General features: G+C 68.7%; 16 protein-coding genes and 1 other RNA gene. 7 read left to right on the forward strand and 10 right to left on the reverse strand.

Annotated elements, in window-relative coordinates; all coding sequences use genetic code 11:
- Window positions 1-49: 49 nt before the first annotated feature.
- The 5 genes from ACWIDZ_RS10375 to tkt form a co-directional block, all read right to left on the reverse strand.
- Window positions 50-304, reverse strand: a complete 255-nt coding sequence (locus ACWIDZ_RS10375; protein WP_453989567.1) for a YbdD/YjiX family protein — start codon at window positions 302-304, stop codon at window positions 50-52.
- Entirely contained in the window at window positions 297-2,384 is a 2,088-nt protein-coding gene (locus tag ACWIDZ_RS10380) for a carbon starvation CstA family protein (RefSeq protein WP_453989568.1), read from the reverse strand. Before ACWIDZ_RS10380 ends, ACWIDZ_RS10375 begins: the two co-directional genes overlap by 8 nt.
- A gap of 341 nt (window positions 2,385-2,725) precedes the next feature.
- A complete protein-coding gene (purT, locus tag ACWIDZ_RS10385) occupies window positions 2,726-3,919 on the reverse strand; it encodes a formate-dependent phosphoribosylglycinamide formyltransferase (RefSeq protein ID WP_453989569.1) in 1,194 nt (397 codons plus the stop codon).
- A 23-nt stretch (window positions 3,920-3,942) separates the two neighbouring features.
- Window positions 3,943-4,800 carry an alpha/beta hydrolase gene (locus ACWIDZ_RS10390; protein ID WP_453989570.1) on the reverse strand — a complete coding sequence of 286 codons (858 nt, stop codon included), beginning with the start codon at window positions 4,798-4,800 and terminating at the stop codon, window positions 3,943-3,945.
- Window positions 4,801-4,805: 5 nt separating this feature from the next.
- Complete coding sequence (tkt, locus tag ACWIDZ_RS10395) at window positions 4,806-6,755, reverse strand: transketolase (protein WP_453989647.1); 1,950 nt, start codon at window positions 6,753-6,755, stop codon at window positions 4,806-4,808.
- 144 nt (window positions 6,756-6,899) lie between these two features.
- Here tkt and ACWIDZ_RS10400 point away from each other — a divergent pair, with 144 nt between their 5' ends.
- The 5 genes from ACWIDZ_RS10400 (at window position 6,900) to ACWIDZ_RS10420 (ending at window position 9,414) form a co-directional block, all read left to right on the forward strand.
- Window positions 6,900-7,190, forward strand: a complete 291-nt coding sequence (locus ACWIDZ_RS10400; protein ID WP_312218016.1) for a hypothetical protein — start codon at window positions 6,900-6,902, stop codon at window positions 7,188-7,190.
- Entirely contained in the window at window positions 7,190-7,531 is a 342-nt protein-coding gene (locus tag ACWIDZ_RS10405) for a cell division protein ZapA (protein WP_291778013.1), read from the forward strand. The genes ACWIDZ_RS10400 and ACWIDZ_RS10405 overlap by 1 nt, the downstream gene beginning before the upstream one ends.
- A gap of 88 nt (window positions 7,532-7,619) precedes the next feature.
- A non-coding RNA gene (ssrS, locus tag ACWIDZ_RS10410) (6S RNA) lies at window positions 7,620-7,780 on the forward strand.
- Between the two features lie 270 nt (window positions 7,781-8,050).
- The gene (locus ACWIDZ_RS10415) at window positions 8,051-8,596 is read left to right on the forward strand and encodes a 5-formyltetrahydrofolate cyclo-ligase (RefSeq protein ID WP_453989571.1); all 546 of its coding nucleotides are present in this window, start codon (window positions 8,051-8,053) and stop codon (window positions 8,594-8,596) included.
- Window positions 8,593-9,414 (forward strand): TIGR00282 family metallophosphoesterase, encoded by an 822-nt coding sequence (locus tag ACWIDZ_RS10420; protein WP_125901736.1) that lies wholly within the window; start codon window positions 8,593-8,595, stop codon window positions 9,412-9,414. Before ACWIDZ_RS10415 ends, ACWIDZ_RS10420 begins: the two co-directional genes overlap by 4 nt.
- Here the strand turns inward: ACWIDZ_RS10420 and ACWIDZ_RS10425 are convergent.
- The 5 genes from ACWIDZ_RS10425 to ACWIDZ_RS10445 form a co-directional block, all read right to left on the reverse strand.
- Window positions 9,411-10,805 carry a cytochrome P450 gene (locus tag ACWIDZ_RS10425; RefSeq protein WP_343830924.1) on the reverse strand — a complete coding sequence of 465 codons (1,395 nt, stop codon included), beginning with the start codon at window positions 10,803-10,805 and terminating at the stop codon, window positions 9,411-9,413. The two genes, ACWIDZ_RS10420 and ACWIDZ_RS10425, sit on opposite strands and share 4 nt — an antisense overlap.
- Before the next feature lie 68 nt (window positions 10,806-10,873).
- On the reverse strand, window positions 10,874-11,878 hold the full coding sequence (locus ACWIDZ_RS10430) for a glycosyltransferase family 4 protein (protein ID WP_346487282.1): 1,005 nt from the start codon (window positions 11,876-11,878) through the stop codon (window positions 10,874-10,876).
- A 146-nt stretch (window positions 11,879-12,024) separates the two neighbouring features.
- The gene (locus tag ACWIDZ_RS10435) at window positions 12,025-12,393 is read right to left on the reverse strand and encodes an indole-3-glycerol-phosphate synthase (RefSeq protein WP_453989572.1); all 369 of its coding nucleotides are present in this window, start codon (window positions 12,391-12,393) and stop codon (window positions 12,025-12,027) included.
- On the reverse strand, window positions 12,393-14,603 hold the full coding sequence (purL, locus tag ACWIDZ_RS10440; protein ID WP_453989573.1) for a phosphoribosylformylglycinamidine synthase subunit PurL: 2,211 nt from the start codon (window positions 14,601-14,603) through the stop codon (window positions 12,393-12,395). Before purL ends, ACWIDZ_RS10435 begins: the two co-directional genes overlap by 1 nt.
- A 63-nt stretch (window positions 14,604-14,666) precedes the next feature.
- Complete coding sequence (locus tag ACWIDZ_RS10445) at window positions 14,667-15,464, reverse strand: hypothetical protein (protein WP_338576389.1); 798 nt, start codon at window positions 15,462-15,464, stop codon at window positions 14,667-14,669.
- A 121-nt stretch (window positions 15,465-15,585) separates the two neighbouring features.
- Here ACWIDZ_RS10445 and ACWIDZ_RS10450 point away from each other — a divergent pair, with 121 nt between their 5' ends.
- Together ACWIDZ_RS10450 and ACWIDZ_RS10455 are read left to right on the forward strand one after the other, a co-directional pair.
- Window positions 15,586-15,840 (forward strand): hypothetical protein, encoded by a 255-nt coding sequence (locus ACWIDZ_RS10450; protein WP_453989574.1) that lies wholly within the window; start codon window positions 15,586-15,588, stop codon window positions 15,838-15,840.
- Window positions 15,841-15,880: 40 nt separating this feature from the next.
- Window positions 15,881-16,975: an aspartyl/asparaginyl beta-hydroxylase domain-containing protein gene (locus tag ACWIDZ_RS10455; protein ID WP_453989575.1), complete on the forward strand. Its 1,095-nt coding sequence runs from the start codon at window positions 15,881-15,883 to the stop codon at window positions 16,973-16,975.
- Window positions 16,976-17,107: the final 132 nt, after the last annotated feature.

The raw sequence follows: 17,107 nt of genomic DNA on the forward strand, positions 1-17,107 counted from the left end.
CCGTAACAAGGTATGATCGCCTGTAACCGTCCGAGCGCGGCCCAGCCCTTCAGCAGCAGCGGAAGCCGCCCCCTTCGCCAAACCGCCGCGCCTCATGCAGGCGGAAGAAGGCGGTGCGGTCCAGCGGTTCCTGATCCGGGTGGGTCGCCTTCGCATGGGCGACATAGGCGTCATAGTCGGGCTGGCCGATCATCAGCCCGGCGGTGCGGCGGGCGTCCTTGCCCCACCGCACCAGAGTGTCGCGACAGGCGCAGAGCAGGTCCGCGCCCCCGGTTGTCGCCCAGGATGAAGAGGGCCTAGGCACGGGCGATGTCCATGGCTTCGTCGGCCAGGGTCAGCTCATGCTCGGCCGGGGTCTCGACCACGGTCGGGCGATCGGACTTCAGCGCCTTGAGGCAGGCGCCGACGCCATAGACCACGACCGTCAGCACCACGAACAGGAAGCCCGCCGTCAGCGCCGAGTTGACGTAGTCGTTGACGATGACGCGGTGCATGTCGCCGATGGTCTTGGCCGGAGCCAGGATGTCTCCGGCGGCCATGGCGTCCTGATATTTGCGGGCATGGGCGAGGAAGCCGATCTTCACGTCGGGGTGGAACAGTTTCTGCAGCCCCGCCGTGACCGTGCAGATCAGCAGCCAGACCGCCGGAACCGCCGTGGCCCAGGCGAACCTCTGCCGCTTCATCTTGAACAGGACGACCGTGCCCAGGATCAGGGCGACCGCCGCCAGCATCTGGTTGGCGATGCCGAACAGGGGCCACAGGCTGTTGATCCCGCCCAGCGGATCGACCACGCCGGTATAGAGGAAATAGCCCCACAGCCCGACCGTCAGGGCCGTGGCCACGACGTTGCCGGTCCAGGATTGCGTCTGGCGCATCTTCGGCACGGCCATGCCCAGCAGGTCCTGGATCATGAAACGGCAGACGCGGGTGCCCGCATCGACGGTGGTCAGGATGAACAGGGCCTCGAACAGGATGGCGAAGTGATACCAGAAGGCCATCATGGCCTTGCCGCCGATGACGCCCGACAGAATGTGGGCCATGCCGACGGCCAGGGTCGGGGCGCCGCCCGCGCGCGACAGGATGGAGTGTTCGCCGACGTCCTTGGCCAACTGCTCCAGCTCGGCCGGAGTAATGTGGAAGCCCCACTGGGCCACGGCGGCGGCGGCGGATGCGGCGTTGTCGCCGATCACGGCGACCGGGCTGTTCATGGCGAAATAGACGGCCGGGTCCAGCACGGTGGCGGCGATCAGGGCCATGATGGCCACGAAGCTTTCGCACAGCATGGCGCCATAGCCGATCAGCGGGATCTGGTTCTCGTTCTCCAACAGCTTGGGCGTGGTGCCGGACGAGATCAGGGCGTGGAAGCCTGACACGGCTCCGCAGGCGATGGTGATGAACAGGAAGGGGAACAGGGCGCCCGAGAAGACCGGGCCGCTGCCGTCGATGAAGGGGGTGATGGCGGGCATCTGCACGTGCGGCCGCACGATCAATATGCCGATGGCCAGGGCGACGATGGCGCCGATCTTCAGGAAGGTGGACAGATAATCGCGCGGGGCCAGCAGCAGCCACACCGGAATGACCGAGGCGATGAAGCCGTAGGCCATCATGGCCAGCGCCAGCGTCGTGCCCGAAAGGGTGAAGGCCGGACCCCAGAACGGATCGGCCGCAATATGGCCGCCGCCGATGATGGCCAGGACCAGCAGCACCACGCCGATGACCGACACCTCGCCCACGCGACCGGGCCGCAGATAGCGGGTGTACAGACCCATGAAGATGGCGATGGGAATGGTGGCGGCGACGGTGAAGGTTCCCCATGGGCTTTCGGCCAGGGCCTTGACCACCACCAGCGCCAGCACGGCCAGGATGATGACCATGATCATCAGCACCCCGACCTGGGCGATGACGCCGGGGATCGGGCCCATTTCGGTGCGGACCATGTCGCCCAGCGACCGGCCGTCACGGCGGGTCGACATGAACAGGACGATCATGTCCTGCACCGCCCCCGCCAGCACGGCGCCGACCAGAATCCACAGCACGCCCGGCAGATAGCCCATCTGCGCCGCCAGCACCGGCCCGACCAGAGGCCCCGCGCCCGCAATGGCCGCGAAATGGTGGCCGAACAGAACGTTTCTGGGCGTCGGGACGTAATCCAGCCCGTCGTTGTGCCGGACGGCCGGCGTGGGCCTGTGGGCGTTCAGCCCCAGCACCTTTCCGGCCAGGTAGCGGGCGTAGAAGCGGTAGGCGATGGCGTAGACGCACAGCGCCGCGACCACGATCCAGACGGCGCTGATGCTTTCGCCTTGGTGCAGGGCGATGACGGCGAAGGACACGGCCCCCAGGATGGCGATGGCGCCGAATATCAGCGCCGTCTTGAGCTTGCCCATGGCGAACGGTCCTCCGGGTCGACTGGGTGCGACCTTTCGCCTTTTTTGGACCCTAATCGCGCCCGGCGCCAATCGACAAAAGTCGAAGAAGCTTGGCTGCGGGCATGACCGGCGCCTCAACCCTCTCCCGGCGGGAGAGGGCTTGAGCGCACGAGAGCCGAAGGCGATCGTTCTTTGCGCGAAAGGGTGAGGGGCTTGTCCTGTGCGTCGGCGTAAGCCGTCGCGTCGACGATCAGCTACGGCCTTCGGCCGACTTCACCCGCGAACCCTCACCCTTTCGCCCAACCAATCGCTGCGCTCTTGGGGGCTCAAGCCCTCTCCCATTGGGAGAGGGAGAAGGATCAGGGCTTAATCACCCGCACCTTGCTCGCCGCCTCGGCTGCGCGCGCCCGCGCCTCGTCGGTGTCCGCGCCGCGGGCCAGAGCCACGCCCATGCGGCGGCGCTCGAAGGCCTCGGGCTTGCCGAACAGGCGCAGGTCGGCGGTCGGGACCGACAGAGCTTCGGCCACGCCCTCGAACACGACGCCTTCAGCCTCCATCCCGCCGTAGATGACGGCGCTGGCGCCCGGTTCGCGCAGGGTGACGTCCACCGGCAGGCCCAGAATGGCGCGGGCGTGAAGCGCGAACTCACTCATCACCTGCGTCGCCAGAGTCACCAGCCCCGTGTCGTGCGGGCGCGGCGACACCTCCGAGAACCAGACCTCGTCGCCCTTCACGAACAGTTCGACGCCGAACACGCCGAGACCGCCCAGAGCCTCCGTCACCTTGGCCGCGATGGCCTGCGACGCCTTCAACGCCGCCTCGCTCATGGCCTGCGGTTGCCAGCTTTCGACATAGTCGCCCTTCTGCTGGCGGTGGCCGATAGGGGCGCAGAAGTCCGTGCGGACCGCGCCATCGCGCAACGACCGCACCGTCAGCAGGGTGATCTCATAGTCGAAGTCGATGCGCCCCTCGACGATGACGACGCCGCCCGCGACCCGGCCCGAGGCTTCGGCATAGGCCCAGGCGTCGGCCACGCCCTCCGGCCCCTCGACATAGGACTGGCCCTTGCCCGAGGACGACATCACCGGCTTGACGAAGCAGGGGAAGCCGACGGCCTGCGCCCCCGCCGCCAGCTCCTCGGCCGAGGCGGCGAAGGCATAGGGACTGGTCGGCAGGCCCAGTTCCTCGGCGGCCAGACGGCGGATGCCCTCGCGGTTCATGGTCAGCTGCGTCGCCCGCGCGGTGGGGATGACGCGGGCCAGACCCGCCGCTTCGATGCCGGCCAGCACGTCGGTAGCGATGGCCTCGATCTCGGGCACGATGATGTGCGGCGCCTCGGCCAGGATGACGCCGTTCAGCACCTGGGCGTCGGTCATGGGGATGACGTGGCTGCGGTGCGCCACCTGCATGGCCGGAGCGTTGGCGTAGCGGTCGACCGCGATCACCTCGGCGCCGAGGCGCTGCAGCTCGATCGCGACCTCCTTGCCCAGTTCGCCCGAGCCCAGCAGCATGACGCGCGTGGCGTGGTCGGTAAGCGGCGTGCCGATCTTCATGGCGTCAGGCTCCGAAAAGTCGTTCAGGTTCCCGGCTCGGCCGGAACCGCATAGAGGCGACGAAAGGCGTCCAGCGCCGCGCCGTGATAGATGCTGGCGTGGCTTTCGGCCGGGCGCGGGGTGAAGTCCCATTTGACGCCGGGCAGGGCGTGGTCGCGCAGATTGGCGGTCAGCACGTCCATCGGCGCCTGCATCATCTCGCCCTCGTCGCCCAGCGTCAGGATCAGGGTGCGCGGGTCGTTGGAGTGGTCGCGCAGATGGGCGCCGGACTGCCGGGCCAGCCTGCCGCCGTCCCACCACAGGCTGGGGCTGACGGCGACATAGGCGTCGAACATCTGCGGCTCTTTCAGGAAGGTCTCGACCACGAACAGGCCCGCGAGAGACTCGCCCATCAGCGCCGTCTCGCCGCTGGTGCGCAGGCGGCTCTCGATGAAGGGCTGAACCTCTTCGCCGATGAAGCGACGGAAGCGGTCGGAATGCCCCTGCGTCGGATAGCGGGCGATCAGTTCGGCGTCTTCCGTCGGCAGGGCCAGTTCGTTGCGGCGGTCGACCGAGGCGACGCCGACGACGATCACATCGCGGGTCGCGCCGACGATGGTTCCCAACTGGGCGATGCCCGAGATGTGGTGGAAGTCCTGATCCTGGCCGCCGTCCAGCACATAGAGGACCGGATAGGTCTGGCCGCTTTCAGCATATCCGGGCGGCAGCCAGACGTTGATCTCGCGCGTCTGACCCATGACGGCCGAGGGCAGGGCGTAGGACCGGCCGATGACGATGGGCGTCTCGGCGACGGCGAGCGCGTCCTCGGCCGGTGTGGCGAGGGCGGTCGCGCCGCCCGCCATCGACAAGCCGAGGCTCAGGACGAGGGCGAGGCGGCGCATGAGGGTTACAGTCGGGCCTTGGCGGCTTCGACCACGGCCTCGGCGGTGATGCCGAACTCGCGGTAGAGGACTTCGGCCGGGGCCGAGGCGCCGAAGGACGACATGCCGACAAAGCCGCCGTCCTCGCCGATGAAGCGTTCCCAGCCCTGCTTGATCGCGGCCTCGACGGCGACGCGGACGGTGCCGCGGCCGATGACGGCGTTCTGATAGGCCTTGGGCTGCTGCTCGAACAGGGCGAAGCAGGGGACCGAGACCACGCGGGTCGGCACGCCTTCGGCCTCCAGCGTCTCGGCGGCCTTCAGGGCCAAGGCGACTTCGGTGCCGGTGCCGAACAGGGTGACTTTCGCCTCGCCGTTGGCGGCCTTCAGCTCATAGGCGCCCTTCCTAGAGAGATTTTCGCCCGCGTCGGTCACGCGCACGGCCGGAGTCTTCTGGCGCGACAGGCACAGGGCGGTCGGCGTGGTCTTGTGCTGCAGGGCGACCTGCCAGCACTCCAGCGCCTCGACCGTATCGGCGGGGCGCATGGTCAGCAGGTTCGGGATGGCGCGCAGGGCCGCCAGATGCTCGACCGGCTGGTGCGTCGGGCCGTCTTCGCCCAGGCCGATGCTGTCGTGCGTCAGAACGTGGACCACGCGCACGCCCATCAGGGCGCCCAGACGGATCGCCGGACGGCTGTAGTCCGCGAACGCCATGAAGGTGCCGCCGTAGGGGATGACCCCGCCGTGCAGCGCCAGACCGTTCATCGCCGCGGCCATGCCGAACTCCCGGATGCCGTAGTTCAGGTAACGGCCGGCATAGTCCGGCGCGTCCATGATCTGGGTGTTCTTGACGAAGGTGTTGTTCGAGCCGGTCAGGTCGGCCGAGCCGCCGACCATTTCGGGGATGGCGTTGAACACCGTCTCCAGCGCCTCGCCCGAGGACTGGCGCGTGGCCAGCGCAGGCTTGTCGACGACCAGCGACTTCAGCTTGGCGTCCAGCGCCTCGAAGGCGCCGGTGGGCAGGTCGCCGGCCATGGCGCGGGTGAAGTCGTCGCGGTGGTCGTGGTTCAGCAGGCGGGCTTCCCACGCCTTGCAGGCCTTGGCGCCCTGTTTGCCGACCTTGGCCCAGGCGGTCTTGATCCCTTCGGGCAGTTCAAACGGCTCGAACGGCCAGTTCAGCGCCTGGCGGGTCGCCGCGATCTCGGTGGCGCCCAGGGCGGCGCCGTGGGTCTTGTGGCTGCCTTCCATGGTGGCGGCGCCCTTGCCGATCTTGGTCTTGCAGGCGATCAGGGTCGGCTTGTCCTGCTTGGTCGCCCAGTTCAGCGCCTTCTGGATCTGCTTGTAGTCGTGGCCGTCGATGGCCTTGACCGCCCAGCCGGAGGCCTTGAAGCGCGCCAGCTGGTCGGTGGCGTCCGAGAGCGACAGCTTGCCGTCGATGGTGATCTCATTGTCGTCCCACAGGACGCACAGCTTGTTCAGCTTCAGGCGGCCCGCCAGGGCGACGGCTTCCTGCGACACGCCTTCCATCAGGCAGCCGTCCCCGGCGACGACCCAGGTGCGGTGATCGACCAGATCCTTGCCGAAACGCGCCGCCAGATGCCGCTCCGCCAGGGCGAAGCCGACCGAGGTGGCCAGGCCCTGACCCAGCGGGCCGGTCGTCGTCTCGATCCCGGCCATGTGGCCGTACTCCGGGTGGCCGGCGGTCTTGAAGCCCCACTGGCGGAAGTTTTCCAGCTGCTCCTTGGTCGCGTCCTTGTAGCCCGTCAGGTGCAGCAGGCTGTAGATCAGCATCGAGCCGTGACCGGCCGACAGGATAAAACGGTCGCGATCGGCCCAGTCGGGACGGCTGGCGTCGAACTTCAGGAATTTCGAGTACAGCACGGTGGCGACGTCGGCCATGCCCATCGGCATGCCGGGGTGGCCGCTCTTGGCTTTTTCAACCGCATCCATGGACAGCACCCGGATGGCGTCGGCCATCTGTTTGGGCGAAGGCTTGGCGAATGCGGCTTGGGCGTCGGTCACGGCGAGACCTTTCCTCAGGAACAGGATAAAGCGGGGGCGGCGCCGCTTTACCCCGGCGCGCCGGCAGGTTCTACACGGAATCTGGAAGAAAGGACCCCCATGGACGCCGTTACGGCTGCAAAGGCGCGGATTGATCGAGCGTTGGCCGATCTGGAGCGCAAGGTGCTGGAGCTGAAGGCGAGGCCCGCCTCGGCGCCGCCGATCGCCGATGACGACCTGTTCGCGCCACGTCCCTCGAACGCGGCCGATCTGGCGCGCATCGCCGAGCTTGAAGAGGTCGGCCAGGAAACCGCCCAGGCCCTGGCCCTTGCGGCCGACGCCGTGCGCGAGGTGCTGGCGCAACAGCAGGCGGCCTCACAGCAGGCCGCTGGGCGAGAGGAGGCGAACTGATGGCGACGGTGACGGTAGAGGTTCACGGCCGCCCCTATGCGGTGGGCTGCGCCGATGGTCAGGAGGCGCGGGTGCGCGACCTGGCGTCCCAGTTCAACGAGCGGGTGCAGGGCGTGGCCGATCAGGTCGGCCAGGTCGGGGACGTGCGCCTGTTCCTGATGGCGGCCCTTATGCTGGCCGACGAGCTTGGAGAGGCGAAACGTCAGGCGGCGGTCCAGAACTCGGGCCGGGCCAAGGCGACGGCTGCGGCCGCCGTTGCGCCGGCCTCCGCCAGCGACGGCGTGGCCGAAGCCCTGAACGCCGTGGCCGCAAGGATCGAGAAAATCACACAGACGATCTGAGCGCGGTTTCTCCTCCCCATAAAGGGGAGGGAGAGGGATGTTCGCCATTGTTGAAACCCGCGTGAACGCCTATCTTGTGCGGCGGCGGGTCCTGCTGCGGCTCACGTCGAAGACAACATATCCTTCTGACCTTAATTCACTCATAGGGATCTGTCCCTGTCCGGGCTCGAGGGCCTGGGCATACGGAGCCCACCTGGCTACCCAGGTCGAGAGGATTTAAACGCGCTTCACGGCTCACGCGGCGCCGCCAACCTTCTTTTTTAGTGCGCTACGCTCGCGACGCGGTCGCTCGCTGCTTGAGCGCGTTCTGTGTGCCATCGCTCGCCGCGTCGCGTCTCGCTGTTTGAGCGTGTTAGCCCAGTTCTTCTCCCGTTCCTCCCTCCGCCGTCATCCTCGGGCTTGACCCGAGGATCGGGTTGGGCGACGCGCTCTGCTTGTCGGCGTTCAGCGCGCCGTTGGGCTGGATCCTCGGGTCAAGCCCGAGGATGACGGTGGAATTTGGCGAAGGGCCGAGCGGCGATGACCCCCAAGCACGAACTTCGCGCCGCCATGCGCGCGCTTCGCAAGCGTCTGGCCGAGGCCGACCCCGAGGCGGCCGAGCGCGCCGCAGGCCATGCCGACGCCCTTCCTCCCGGCGAGATCGTCGCCCTCTACCGCGCCATGGGATCGGAGCTGGATACGGATGCTCTCGCCAATATCCTGCATCAGGCGGGGCGTCGTCTGTGCCTGCCGGTGGTGCTGGAGCGCGACGCGGCCATGATCTTCCGCGCCTGGGCGCCGGGCGAGCCGCTGGAGCTGGACGCGGCCGGGTGCCCCGCGCCCCTGCCTCTCGGCGAGGTGGTGACGCCCGACCTGATCCTGACGCCCCTGCTGGCCTTCGACGCTCACGGCGGGCGGCTGGGGCAGGGCGGCGGTTACTACGACCGGACCTTCGCGGTGCTGCCCGACGCCCGGCGCATCGGCTTCGCCTATGCCGGGCAGGCGGTCGAACGCCTGGATCTGGAGCCGCATGACATCCGTTTGCATGGCGTTCTGACCGAGACCGGCTATAGAGCGATCCCATGAGATTGGCGTTTTTCGGTGACGTGGTCGGCAAGTCCGGGCGCGATGGACTTTCGGACCACCTTCCGGGGCTGAGGCGCGACCTCAGGCTCGATTTCGTGGTGGTCAATGCAGAGAACGCCGCGGGCGGCTTCGGCATCACCGAGAACACGGCCAACGACATCTTCAACGCCGGGGCCGACGTCCTGACGCTGGGCAACCACAGCTGGGACCAGCGCGAGGCCCTGACCTATATCGTGCGCGAGCCGCGCCTGATCCGGCCCGCCAACTATCCGCGCCTGATGGATGCGCCGGGACGCGGCGCCGACGTCTTCGTCACGCCGGACGGGCGCCGAGTGCTGGTCATCAACGTGCTGGGCCGCGTGCACATGGACCCGATGGACGACCCCTTCAGCGCGGTCGAGCGCGAGCTGGAGGCCGCGCCCCTGGGCGTCGTCGCCGACGCCGTCATCGTCGACATGCACGCCGAGGCGACCAGCGAGAAGATGGGCATGGGCCACTTCTGCGACGGCCGGGCCAGCCTGGTGGTCGGCACCCACACCCACGTCCCGACGGCGGACGCCCAGATCCTGCCGCACGGCACGGCCTATCAGACCGACGCAGGCGGCTGCTGCGACTACGACTCCGTCATCGGCAACGACAAGGAAGAGCCGCTGCGCCGTTTCACCACCCGTCTGTCCGGCGGGCGCTACACCCCGGCCAGCGGTCCTGCCACCATCTGCGGCGTCTTCGTCGAGACCGATGACCGCACCGGCCTGGCCAAGCGCGTCGAGCCGATCCGCGTCGGCGGGCGTCTCAGCCAGGCGATCCCGCAGGTCTAGGCCGCAGCGGCCCGCTTCCGCGCCCTGAGCCGCAGGCGCAGGGTCCGCTGGCTGCGCAGGGTGACCTGATGGATGGGGCGGGGCTCGATCGGGGTGATGGCCTCGACCTCGGCGGCCTTCAGGATTTCGGCCAGGGCGATCACCGCCTCCTGCATGGCGAAGGCGGCGCCGATGCAGATGCGCGGGCCGCCGCTGAAGGGCAGCCAGGCGTAGCGATCGATCGACTTGCGGTTCTCGGGCAGGAAGCGTTCGGGGCGGAAGGCGTCGGGCTCGACCCACAACTTCTCATGCCTATGGATGACCCAGGGCGCGATCAGCACGCTCTGACCCGCCTTCACCTCATGGCCGCCGATCTCGTCGTCCTCCAGCGCCTGCCGGATCATGGCGGGGGCGGGCGGAAACAGACGCATGGCCTCCTCGATCACCGCACGGTGCCAGATCAGGTCGCGCACGCCCGCCGGACTGCGGTCCCAGCCGTCCGCCTCGGCCTTCAGAATGTCGGCCACGCGGCGGTCGCGGCTGATCAGGTGCAGGGTCCAGCCCAGGGTCCTGGCCGTCGTCTCATGTCCCGCCAGGATGAAGGTCAGGATGTTGGAGGCGACCTCATGATCCGACAGGCCCGAACCGTCGCCTTCCTCATCCCGGGCGTTCAGCAGGGCGGTCAGCAGGTCGTCGGGCGCGTCGCCGTGGGTCAGGCGGGCGCGCCGTCGCGCCACCAGGGCCGCCACCCGCTCCTCGAAGAAGCGCGCCGCCCCGCCTGAGGCCACGCGGCCCAGACGCGGGATCCAGTCGGGCGCCTTCAGCGCATCGAGCGGACTGATCCGCGCCCCGACCGACAGATACTGGTTCAAGGCCCTTTCAAACCCGGCGGCGTCGCCGTCCAGGTCGTCGGAGAACATGGTCGCCGACAGGATGTCGAAGGTCAGGCCGCTCATCTCGCTGTCGATGTTCAGCACGCGCGCGCCGTGGTGCGGCAGGCGCCAGCCCTCGACCCGGCGGCGGCAGACCCCATCCATGATTTCCGCCGTTCGGGCTGTGTAGGCGGGCGTGAAGAGCGGCGCCATGATGCGGCGTTGCCGCCGCCACTGCTCGCCCTCGGTCAGCAGCAGGCCGTCCGCCAGCATGGGCCCCAGCACCCGTCTTTGCAGGTCGCCCTTCACATAGTTGGCGGCGTTGTCGGTCAGGACATGACGCACGCCGGCCGGGTCGCTGACCACCAGCGACCGTCCCAGCGGCGACTGGCCGCTGATGTAGAGCTCCCTGAAGTGCGCCTCGCCCCAGATCTGCAGCGGGTCGCGCCAGCTCTGCCACAGGAAGGGCAGCAGGCTCATCCGCGCGGTCCGGCGCGGCGGCGTCCAGGGACGGAAGGTCGAGGCGGCGGCGTCTGTCATGGAGCGCTCCTTCTCAGGTCGACTCCATATTTATTGACTATAATGTCAAAATGAAGGGGGCTTCGAGGCTATCCCGCCAAACGCCTGGCGCTGAGCAACCGTTCACGCAGGTCGTGGAGTTGCGTCGCGCGACGCTGGGGAGCGTGGGTCTGCAGGACATAGGTCTGTGCGGCCCGGGCCAGCGCCAGGCGTCGTTCGGGATCGCCGATGAGGCCGTCCATCGCCGCAGCCAGTCCTTCGGCGGTCAGGTCGTCGACATAGACGGCGTGCGGGCCGCTGGCTTCGCGCAGGCCGCCGCGTCCCGACGAGATCAGGGCCGCCCCCGCCGCATGGGCCTCCAGCGCGGTCAGGCCCAGGGGCTCGGCCCAGACCGAAGGGGTCAGGGCGATGGCCGCCCGTTGCATCACCGCCTGGACCTCGCCCAGCGGCGCGGACTTCAACACCGATACGCGATCGCCGAACCGCTCCAACGGCGCGACGTGCGGTGCGGCCCAGGCGGCGTGCTTGTCCCAGTCGTTGAGCATCAGCACGGCGCGCCAGTCCGGATGGCGCTCCAGCACGGCGGGCAGGGCGGCGCAGATCAGGTGCACCCCCTTCTCCGGCATGGCGCGACCGGCGAAGGCGATCACCGGCTCGCGGTTCTCGACCGGCGCTCGCCACAGATCGACGCTGATCGGATTGGGAACGGCGAAGGCCTTCGGCTCCTGGCGCGGAAAGTCGTGCAGGAATTCCCGCCGCCCGGCCTCGCTGACGAAGACCAGGCCGTCCAACTGGCGAAAGCGCCGCTCGTAACGCCAGCGATCAAGCGGAGTGCGTGGGGATTTCAGCGCATTGTGCCGATAGAGAACCCGCGTGGCGCGAGGAAACCGGCGGGCGATATGAAGGGCCTGTCGGAGCTGCTGATGGAATTCGATCACATCCGGCTGATAGTCGCTCAGCGCCTTTTCAAGCGCCGCCATGCGCTTCCTGTCGCTAGGCAGGCGGTGGGCCGGCAGGTCGCCGTGGTCGTCAGCGCCTTCGCAGCAGAAGATGCGGAGTTCCGCCTTCTGCGCGCCGCGAGCCAGGGTGCGCACGACCGTCTCCATGGAATTCGGCTGGGATGCGGAGAAGCGGCAACCGGAAGGCAGGACGACAGCGACTTTCAGCGGAGGGCTCCGTCGGGGCTTGGCTATGCCGAGCGCCCTACACCATCAACATGAACGGCTGCTGACAATCCGCCTTAAGGTTGTACGGCGCGGCGCGCTTCAAGCGCGCGCAGGCTGGCTTCCTCGGCCTTCAGGTCTTCGGCCAACTGGGCCTTCAGCGCCGGATCGGCGACGGCGGCCAGGGCGGTGCGGGTCTCCTCGACCGCCTGGCGTCGTGCGGCGATCAGTCGCGACAGTTCGTCCGGCTCATGCAGGGTCGGGCCGGAGGCGGTCGGGCGACGGATCGCCTGGACCTCTTCTTCATCGGTGGTCTTCAGCGCGGTGGCCTGCCGGGCGGCCGCCGCATCGCGCAGGGCGTGCTGGACGGGATCGCCGCCCTCGAACTCGCAGGCCGACAGCAGGGCGGCGCCGGCGACGACGAGGGTGAGGACGGCGGCTCGCATCAGCCTTCGATCCAGTTCGGCATCCAGCCTTCGTGGAACTCGCGCACATGGGCGACGGGGATGCGGAACAGCTCGCCCTTCGGACCCGAGGAGGCGAAGTCCGTTCCCTTGACCAGACCGACGACCGAGGCGTGCAGCCCCGCGTCCTGGGCCTTGGCGATCAGGGCGTCGGCGTCCGCCACGGCGACCAGATAGCGGGCCTGGTCCTCGCCGAACAGGAAGGCGTGGGCGTGAGCCTGGCTGGAGGCGTTCAGCTCGATCCCGACGTCCGAGGCCAGGGCGATATCAGCCGCCGCCCCGACCAGGCCGCCGTCCGACAGGTCGTGAACGACCGTCAGCTCGCCCGCCTCGATCAGGCCGCGCACGAAGTCGCCCGTCTTGCGTTCCAGCTTCAGGTCGACCGGCGGCGGGGCGCCGTCCTCGCGGCCCAGCACCTCGCGCAGATAGATGGAAGCGCCCAGTTCGCCGTGCGTCTGGCCGATCAGCACCAGCTGGTCGGCCTCGGCCGCGCCGCCGAAGCCGGTGGTCACGTCGTAGTTGGTCAGCAGGCCCACGGCGCCGACGGTCGGCGTCGGCGGAATGGCGACGCCGTTGGTCTCGTTATAGAGGCTGACGTTGCCGCTCACGACCGGGAAGTCCAGTTCGCGGCAGGCCTCGGCCATGCCGTCGGTGGCGCGCACGATCTGGCCCATGATCTCGGGCCGCTGCGGGTTGCCGAAGTTCAGGTTGTCGGTGATGGCGATGGGGCGCGAGCCGACGGCGGTCAGGTTGCGCCACGCCTCGGCCACGGCCTGCTTGCCGCCTTCATAGGGGTCGGCCTGGACATAGCGCGGGGTGCAGTCGCTGGTGACGGCCAGGCCCTTTTCCGTGCCGTGGACGCGGATCACGCCCGCGTCGGCGCCGGTGGCCGAGTCCTGAAGCGTGTCGGCCATGACGTGGCGGTCGTACTGCTCCCAGATCCAGCGCTTGGACGCCATGTCGGGGCAGGCGACGACCTTCAGCACGGCGTCGTTCCAGCTTTCCGGCGCGGGGACTTCAGCCGGGTCGAGGCGCGGTTGCAGCTCCGGCTGGACCCACGGACGGTCGTACAGGGGCGCGTCGTCGAACAGCGGGGCCAGCGGCACGTCGCAGACGACCTCGCCGTGATGCTTCAGCACCAGATGGCCGGTGTCGGTCGTCTTGCCGATGATGGCGAAGTCCAGTCCCCACTTCTGGAAGATGCGATAGCCGACGTCTTCGAAGCCGGGCTTCAGCACGGCCAGCATCCGCTCCTGCGATTCCGACAGCATCATCTCATAGGCGGTCATGCCGGTTTCGCGCTGGGGCACCTTGTCCAGGTCCAGCTCGACGCCGACGCCGCCCTTGCCCGCCATCTCGACGGACGAAGAGGTCAGGCCCGCCGCGCCCATGTCCTGAATGGCGGCCACGGCGCCCGAGGCCATCAGCTCCAGCGTGGCTTCGATCAGCAGCTTCTCGGCGAAGGGGTCGCCGACCTGCACCGTCGGGCGCTTGGCGTCCGACTCGTCGTCGAACTCGGCCGAGGACATGGTGGCGCCGTGGATGCCGTCGCGGCCGGTCTTGGAGCCGAAATAGACCACGTCGTGGCCCGCTTCCGGCGCGGCCGAATAATAGATCTCATCGGCGCGGGCCAAGCCGACGCACATGGCGTTGACCAGGATGTTGCCGTTGTACCCGGCGTGGAAATTCGTCTCGCCCGCGACGGTCGGCACGCCGACACAGTTGCCGTAGCCGCCGATGCCGCTGACCACGCCCTTGACCAGACGCCTGGACTTCTCGTGCGACGGATCGCCGAAGCGCAGGGCGTTCAGCAGGGCCACCGGGCGCGCGCCCATGGTGAAGACGTCGCGCATGATGCCGCCCACGCCCGTCGCCGCGCCCTGATAGGGCTCGATGTAGGAGGGGTGGTTGTGGCTCTCCATCTTGAAGATGCAGGCGTCGCCGTCGTCGATGTCGATCACGCCCGCGTTCTCGCCGGGGCCGCAGATGACGCGCTCGCCCGTCACCGGGAACTTCATCAGCTGCTTCTTGGACGACTTGTAGGAGCAGTGCTCGGACCACATGACCGAGAAGACGCCCAGCTCGACCTGGTTGGGCTCGCGGCCCAGCCGGTCCAGCAGGACCTGATATTCATTGGGGGCGAGGCCGTACTCTTCGGCCAGCTGGGCGATGGTCTTTTGGGGCGCGCTCATGGGCGGGCCTTCTAGCCGTCTCTGGGGCGTCTGTCAGCCCATCCGAAGCGGCCTTGGCGAGACTCAACGACGGCGTTCGATTCCGCGCCTCAGGCCGAAGGTGACGATGACGCCGGCCACCACCACGACGAAGGCCGCCGCCAGGGCCGTAAAGGCCAGCACCGGCTTGACCTCCTGCTCGGCCACGAAGGCGCCGACCAGGCCCCAGGCGATGGGCAGGGGATAGGCCAGGGTCCGCAAGGCCCAGGTCACGCCGATCCCGATCAGGGTGGTCGCGATCACGGCCAGCACGGCCCAGCCGGTCGGCGACAGGGCGGCGGGCAGGGCCTCGAACGCCGTCGCCACGGTGATCAGGTTCAGCGGCGCCGCCACGGTCAGCCACCCGGCCAGGGCCGCCAGCGGCCAGATCAGGAACCAGCGGTCCCGCTCCATCGCCCCGGTCGCGCGGATCGTGCGCGCGCTGGCCAGCATCGGCAGCAGTAGGGCCAGGAGCGAGGCGAAGATGACGATGACGCTGGCCGCCTTGAGGTTCAGCGCCGCCATGATGATCCAGAAGCCGATGCCGAAGAAGGCGACGACCGACGGCCAGCCCATACGGTTGATCAGGACGCTTTCGCCCGTCTGGGGCAGGGCCTGACGCCCGGCGTAGATCAGCAGGCCCAGATAGAGCAGGCTCCAGATCGAAAAGGCGTAACCGGCCACCCGCAACGTCTGGTTTCCGTCGGCGGCGAACTCGGCCTGACTCAGGCCGAAACCGCCCAGGGCCTGAACGATGGGCACGATGACGGCGAAGACGGCGGCGGCCAGCACGGCCAGGCGGCGCGTCTGCTGGGCGGGGGTGGGGCGTTCGATGGCGGTCATGCGTCTCTCCGGCTCAGCTTCGCCGTATCTACGCGCGGCGCCGAAGAAGGTTCATCGGCGGGGCATGGAACCGCGACCGGGCCTCCCGCCTTGCTTTCAGGCCATTGAGAAGGAGGCCGTCATGACCGACCCCGACAAACCGGACCCCAACAAACCGGACCCCATTGAACAGACGCTCGAGGAAGAGGTCGAGACCAATCGCGCCCTGGAGCAGGGCCTGGGCGTCGGCGCTCGCGAACTGGCCGCCATTCACGAATCCGGCGCCGAAGGCACGCTGGAGCGCGCGACCGACGAGGACGGCGAACCGATCGAGGAAGAGGTCGAGGTCGGCGACGCCGGCCGCAGCGCCAGCGTCCTGGATCGCAAGGGCGACTGAGACGCTTGACCGTCGCGATGGAGGGCGGTTCCATCCTCCCATGACCGACGTTCGCTCCCCTGATCCACGACTTCAGGTCGACGCCCTCCTGCGCGAGGCGCGGCGGGCGCGCGAGCGGTCGGACGCTGCGGCCCTGGCGGCGGCGGCCGAGGCGCTGTTGCGGATCAACCCGCGCGAGCCGCGCGCCCTGGTGCTCAAGGGCGACGCCCTCAGCGCTCAGGGGGATCATCGCTCGGCCATGAGCTTCTACGGCGCCGCCCTGGCTCAGGGTCGGGCGATCGCCGCCCCGCCGCCGGACCTGCGGGCGGAACTGCAACACGCCGCCGCAGCCCAGGCCGAGGGCGCTCGTCGCTTCGAGCAGGGCCTGCGCGACGGGCTGGCGAGGCGCGGATTCGACCCCGCAACCTCCAGCTCACGCTTCGCCGCCTCTCTGGATCTGATGACGGGCAAGCGGCGGCTCTACTACCAGCAGCCGAAATTCTACATGTTTCCCGGCCTGCCGCAGATCGAGTTCCAGCCGCGCGAGACCGTCGCCTGGCTGGCCGAGGTCGAGGCGGCGGCGCCCGCCATCCGCGCCGAACTCGACGCCATCCTGGCCGAACCTGCGCTGTTCGCCCCCTATATAGAGGACCGCTCCAACCGGCCCCGGAACGATCAGGCGGGGCTGCTGGGCAATGACGCCTGGAGCGCGGTCTTCCTGTGGAAGGACGGGGTCGAGGTTCCTGAGATCGCGGCGCGCTGCCCGCAGACGATGAAGGCGCTGGCGGCGGCGCCCCTGTGCCGTATCCCCAGCCGTTCGCCGTCGATCCTGTTCTCGAAGCTGCAGGCGGGCGCGACCATCCCGCCGCATCACGGCCTGATCAACACGCGGCTGATCTGTCACCTGCCGCTGGTCGTGCCGCCGGCTTGCTGGTTCCGCGTCGGCGGCGAGGAGCGCCAGTGGAGGGCGGGCGAGGCCTGGGCCTTCGACGACACGATCGAGCACGAGGCCGCCAACGACAGCGACCAGGACCGCACCATCCTGATCTTCGATGTCTGGAAGCCCGAGATCACGGCCGAGGAGCAGGACCTGATCCGCGCCCTGTTCGCCACCATCGACGCCAGCGGCGCGGCTGCGCCGAAGCTGGGCGTTTAGGCCGCCCTCCGCCGTCATCCTCGGGCTTGACCCGAGGATCCAGCTGCATGACATCTGACGTCGCGCCTCAAACGGCCTTCATCCAGCAGCACCACGGCTGACGTTGCGACTCGACGAGCCTTGACCCACGGC

It is taken from the genome of Brevundimonas sp. NPDC055311 (assembly GCF_053645695.1).

Coding starts and splice junctions, on each gene's coding strand:
- ACWIDZ_RS10380 (WP_453989568.1), bottom strand. CDS start 2,384: ATGGGCAAGCTCAAGACGGCGCTGATATTCGGCGCCATCGCCATCCTG.
- purT (WP_453989569.1), bottom strand. CDS start 3,919: ATGAAGATCGGCACGCCGCTTACCGACCACGCCACGCGCGTCATGCTG.
- ACWIDZ_RS10390 (WP_453989570.1), bottom strand. CDS start 4,800: ATGCGCCGCCTCGCCCTCGTCCTGAGCCTCGGCTTGTCGATGGCGGGC.
- tkt (WP_453989647.1), bottom strand. CDS start 6,755: ATGGCCGACGCCATCCGGGTGCTGTCCATGGATGCGGTTGAAAAAGCC.
- ACWIDZ_RS10400 (WP_312218016.1), top strand. CDS start 6,900: ATGGACGCCGTTACGGCTGCAAAGGCGCGGATTGATCGAGCGTTGGCC.
- ACWIDZ_RS10405 (WP_291778013.1), top strand. CDS start 7,190: ATGGCGACGGTGACGGTAGAGGTTCACGGCCGCCCCTATGCGGTGGGC.
- ACWIDZ_RS10415 (WP_453989571.1), top strand. CDS start 8,051: ATGACCCCCAAGCACGAACTTCGCGCCGCCATGCGCGCGCTTCGCAAG.
- ACWIDZ_RS10420 (WP_125901736.1), top strand. CDS start 8,593: ATGAGATTGGCGTTTTTCGGTGACGTGGTCGGCAAGTCCGGGCGCGAT.
- ACWIDZ_RS10425 (WP_343830924.1), bottom strand. CDS start 10,805: ATGACAGACGCCGCCGCCTCGACCTTCCGTCCCTGGACGCCGCCGCGC.
- ACWIDZ_RS10435 (WP_453989572.1), bottom strand. CDS start 12,393: ATGCGAGCCGCCGTCCTCACCCTCGTCGTCGCCGGCGCCGCCCTGCTG.
- purL (WP_453989573.1), bottom strand. CDS start 14,603: ATGAGCGCGCCCCAAAAGACCATCGCCCAGCTGGCCGAAGAGTACGGC.
- ACWIDZ_RS10445 (WP_338576389.1), bottom strand. CDS start 15,464: ATGACCGCCATCGAACGCCCCACCCCCGCCCAGCAGACGCGCCGCCTG.
- ACWIDZ_RS10450 (WP_453989574.1), top strand. CDS start 15,586: ATGACCGACCCCGACAAACCGGACCCCAACAAACCGGACCCCATTGAA.
- ACWIDZ_RS10455 (WP_453989575.1), top strand. CDS start 15,881: ATGACCGACGTTCGCTCCCCTGATCCACGACTTCAGGTCGACGCCCTC.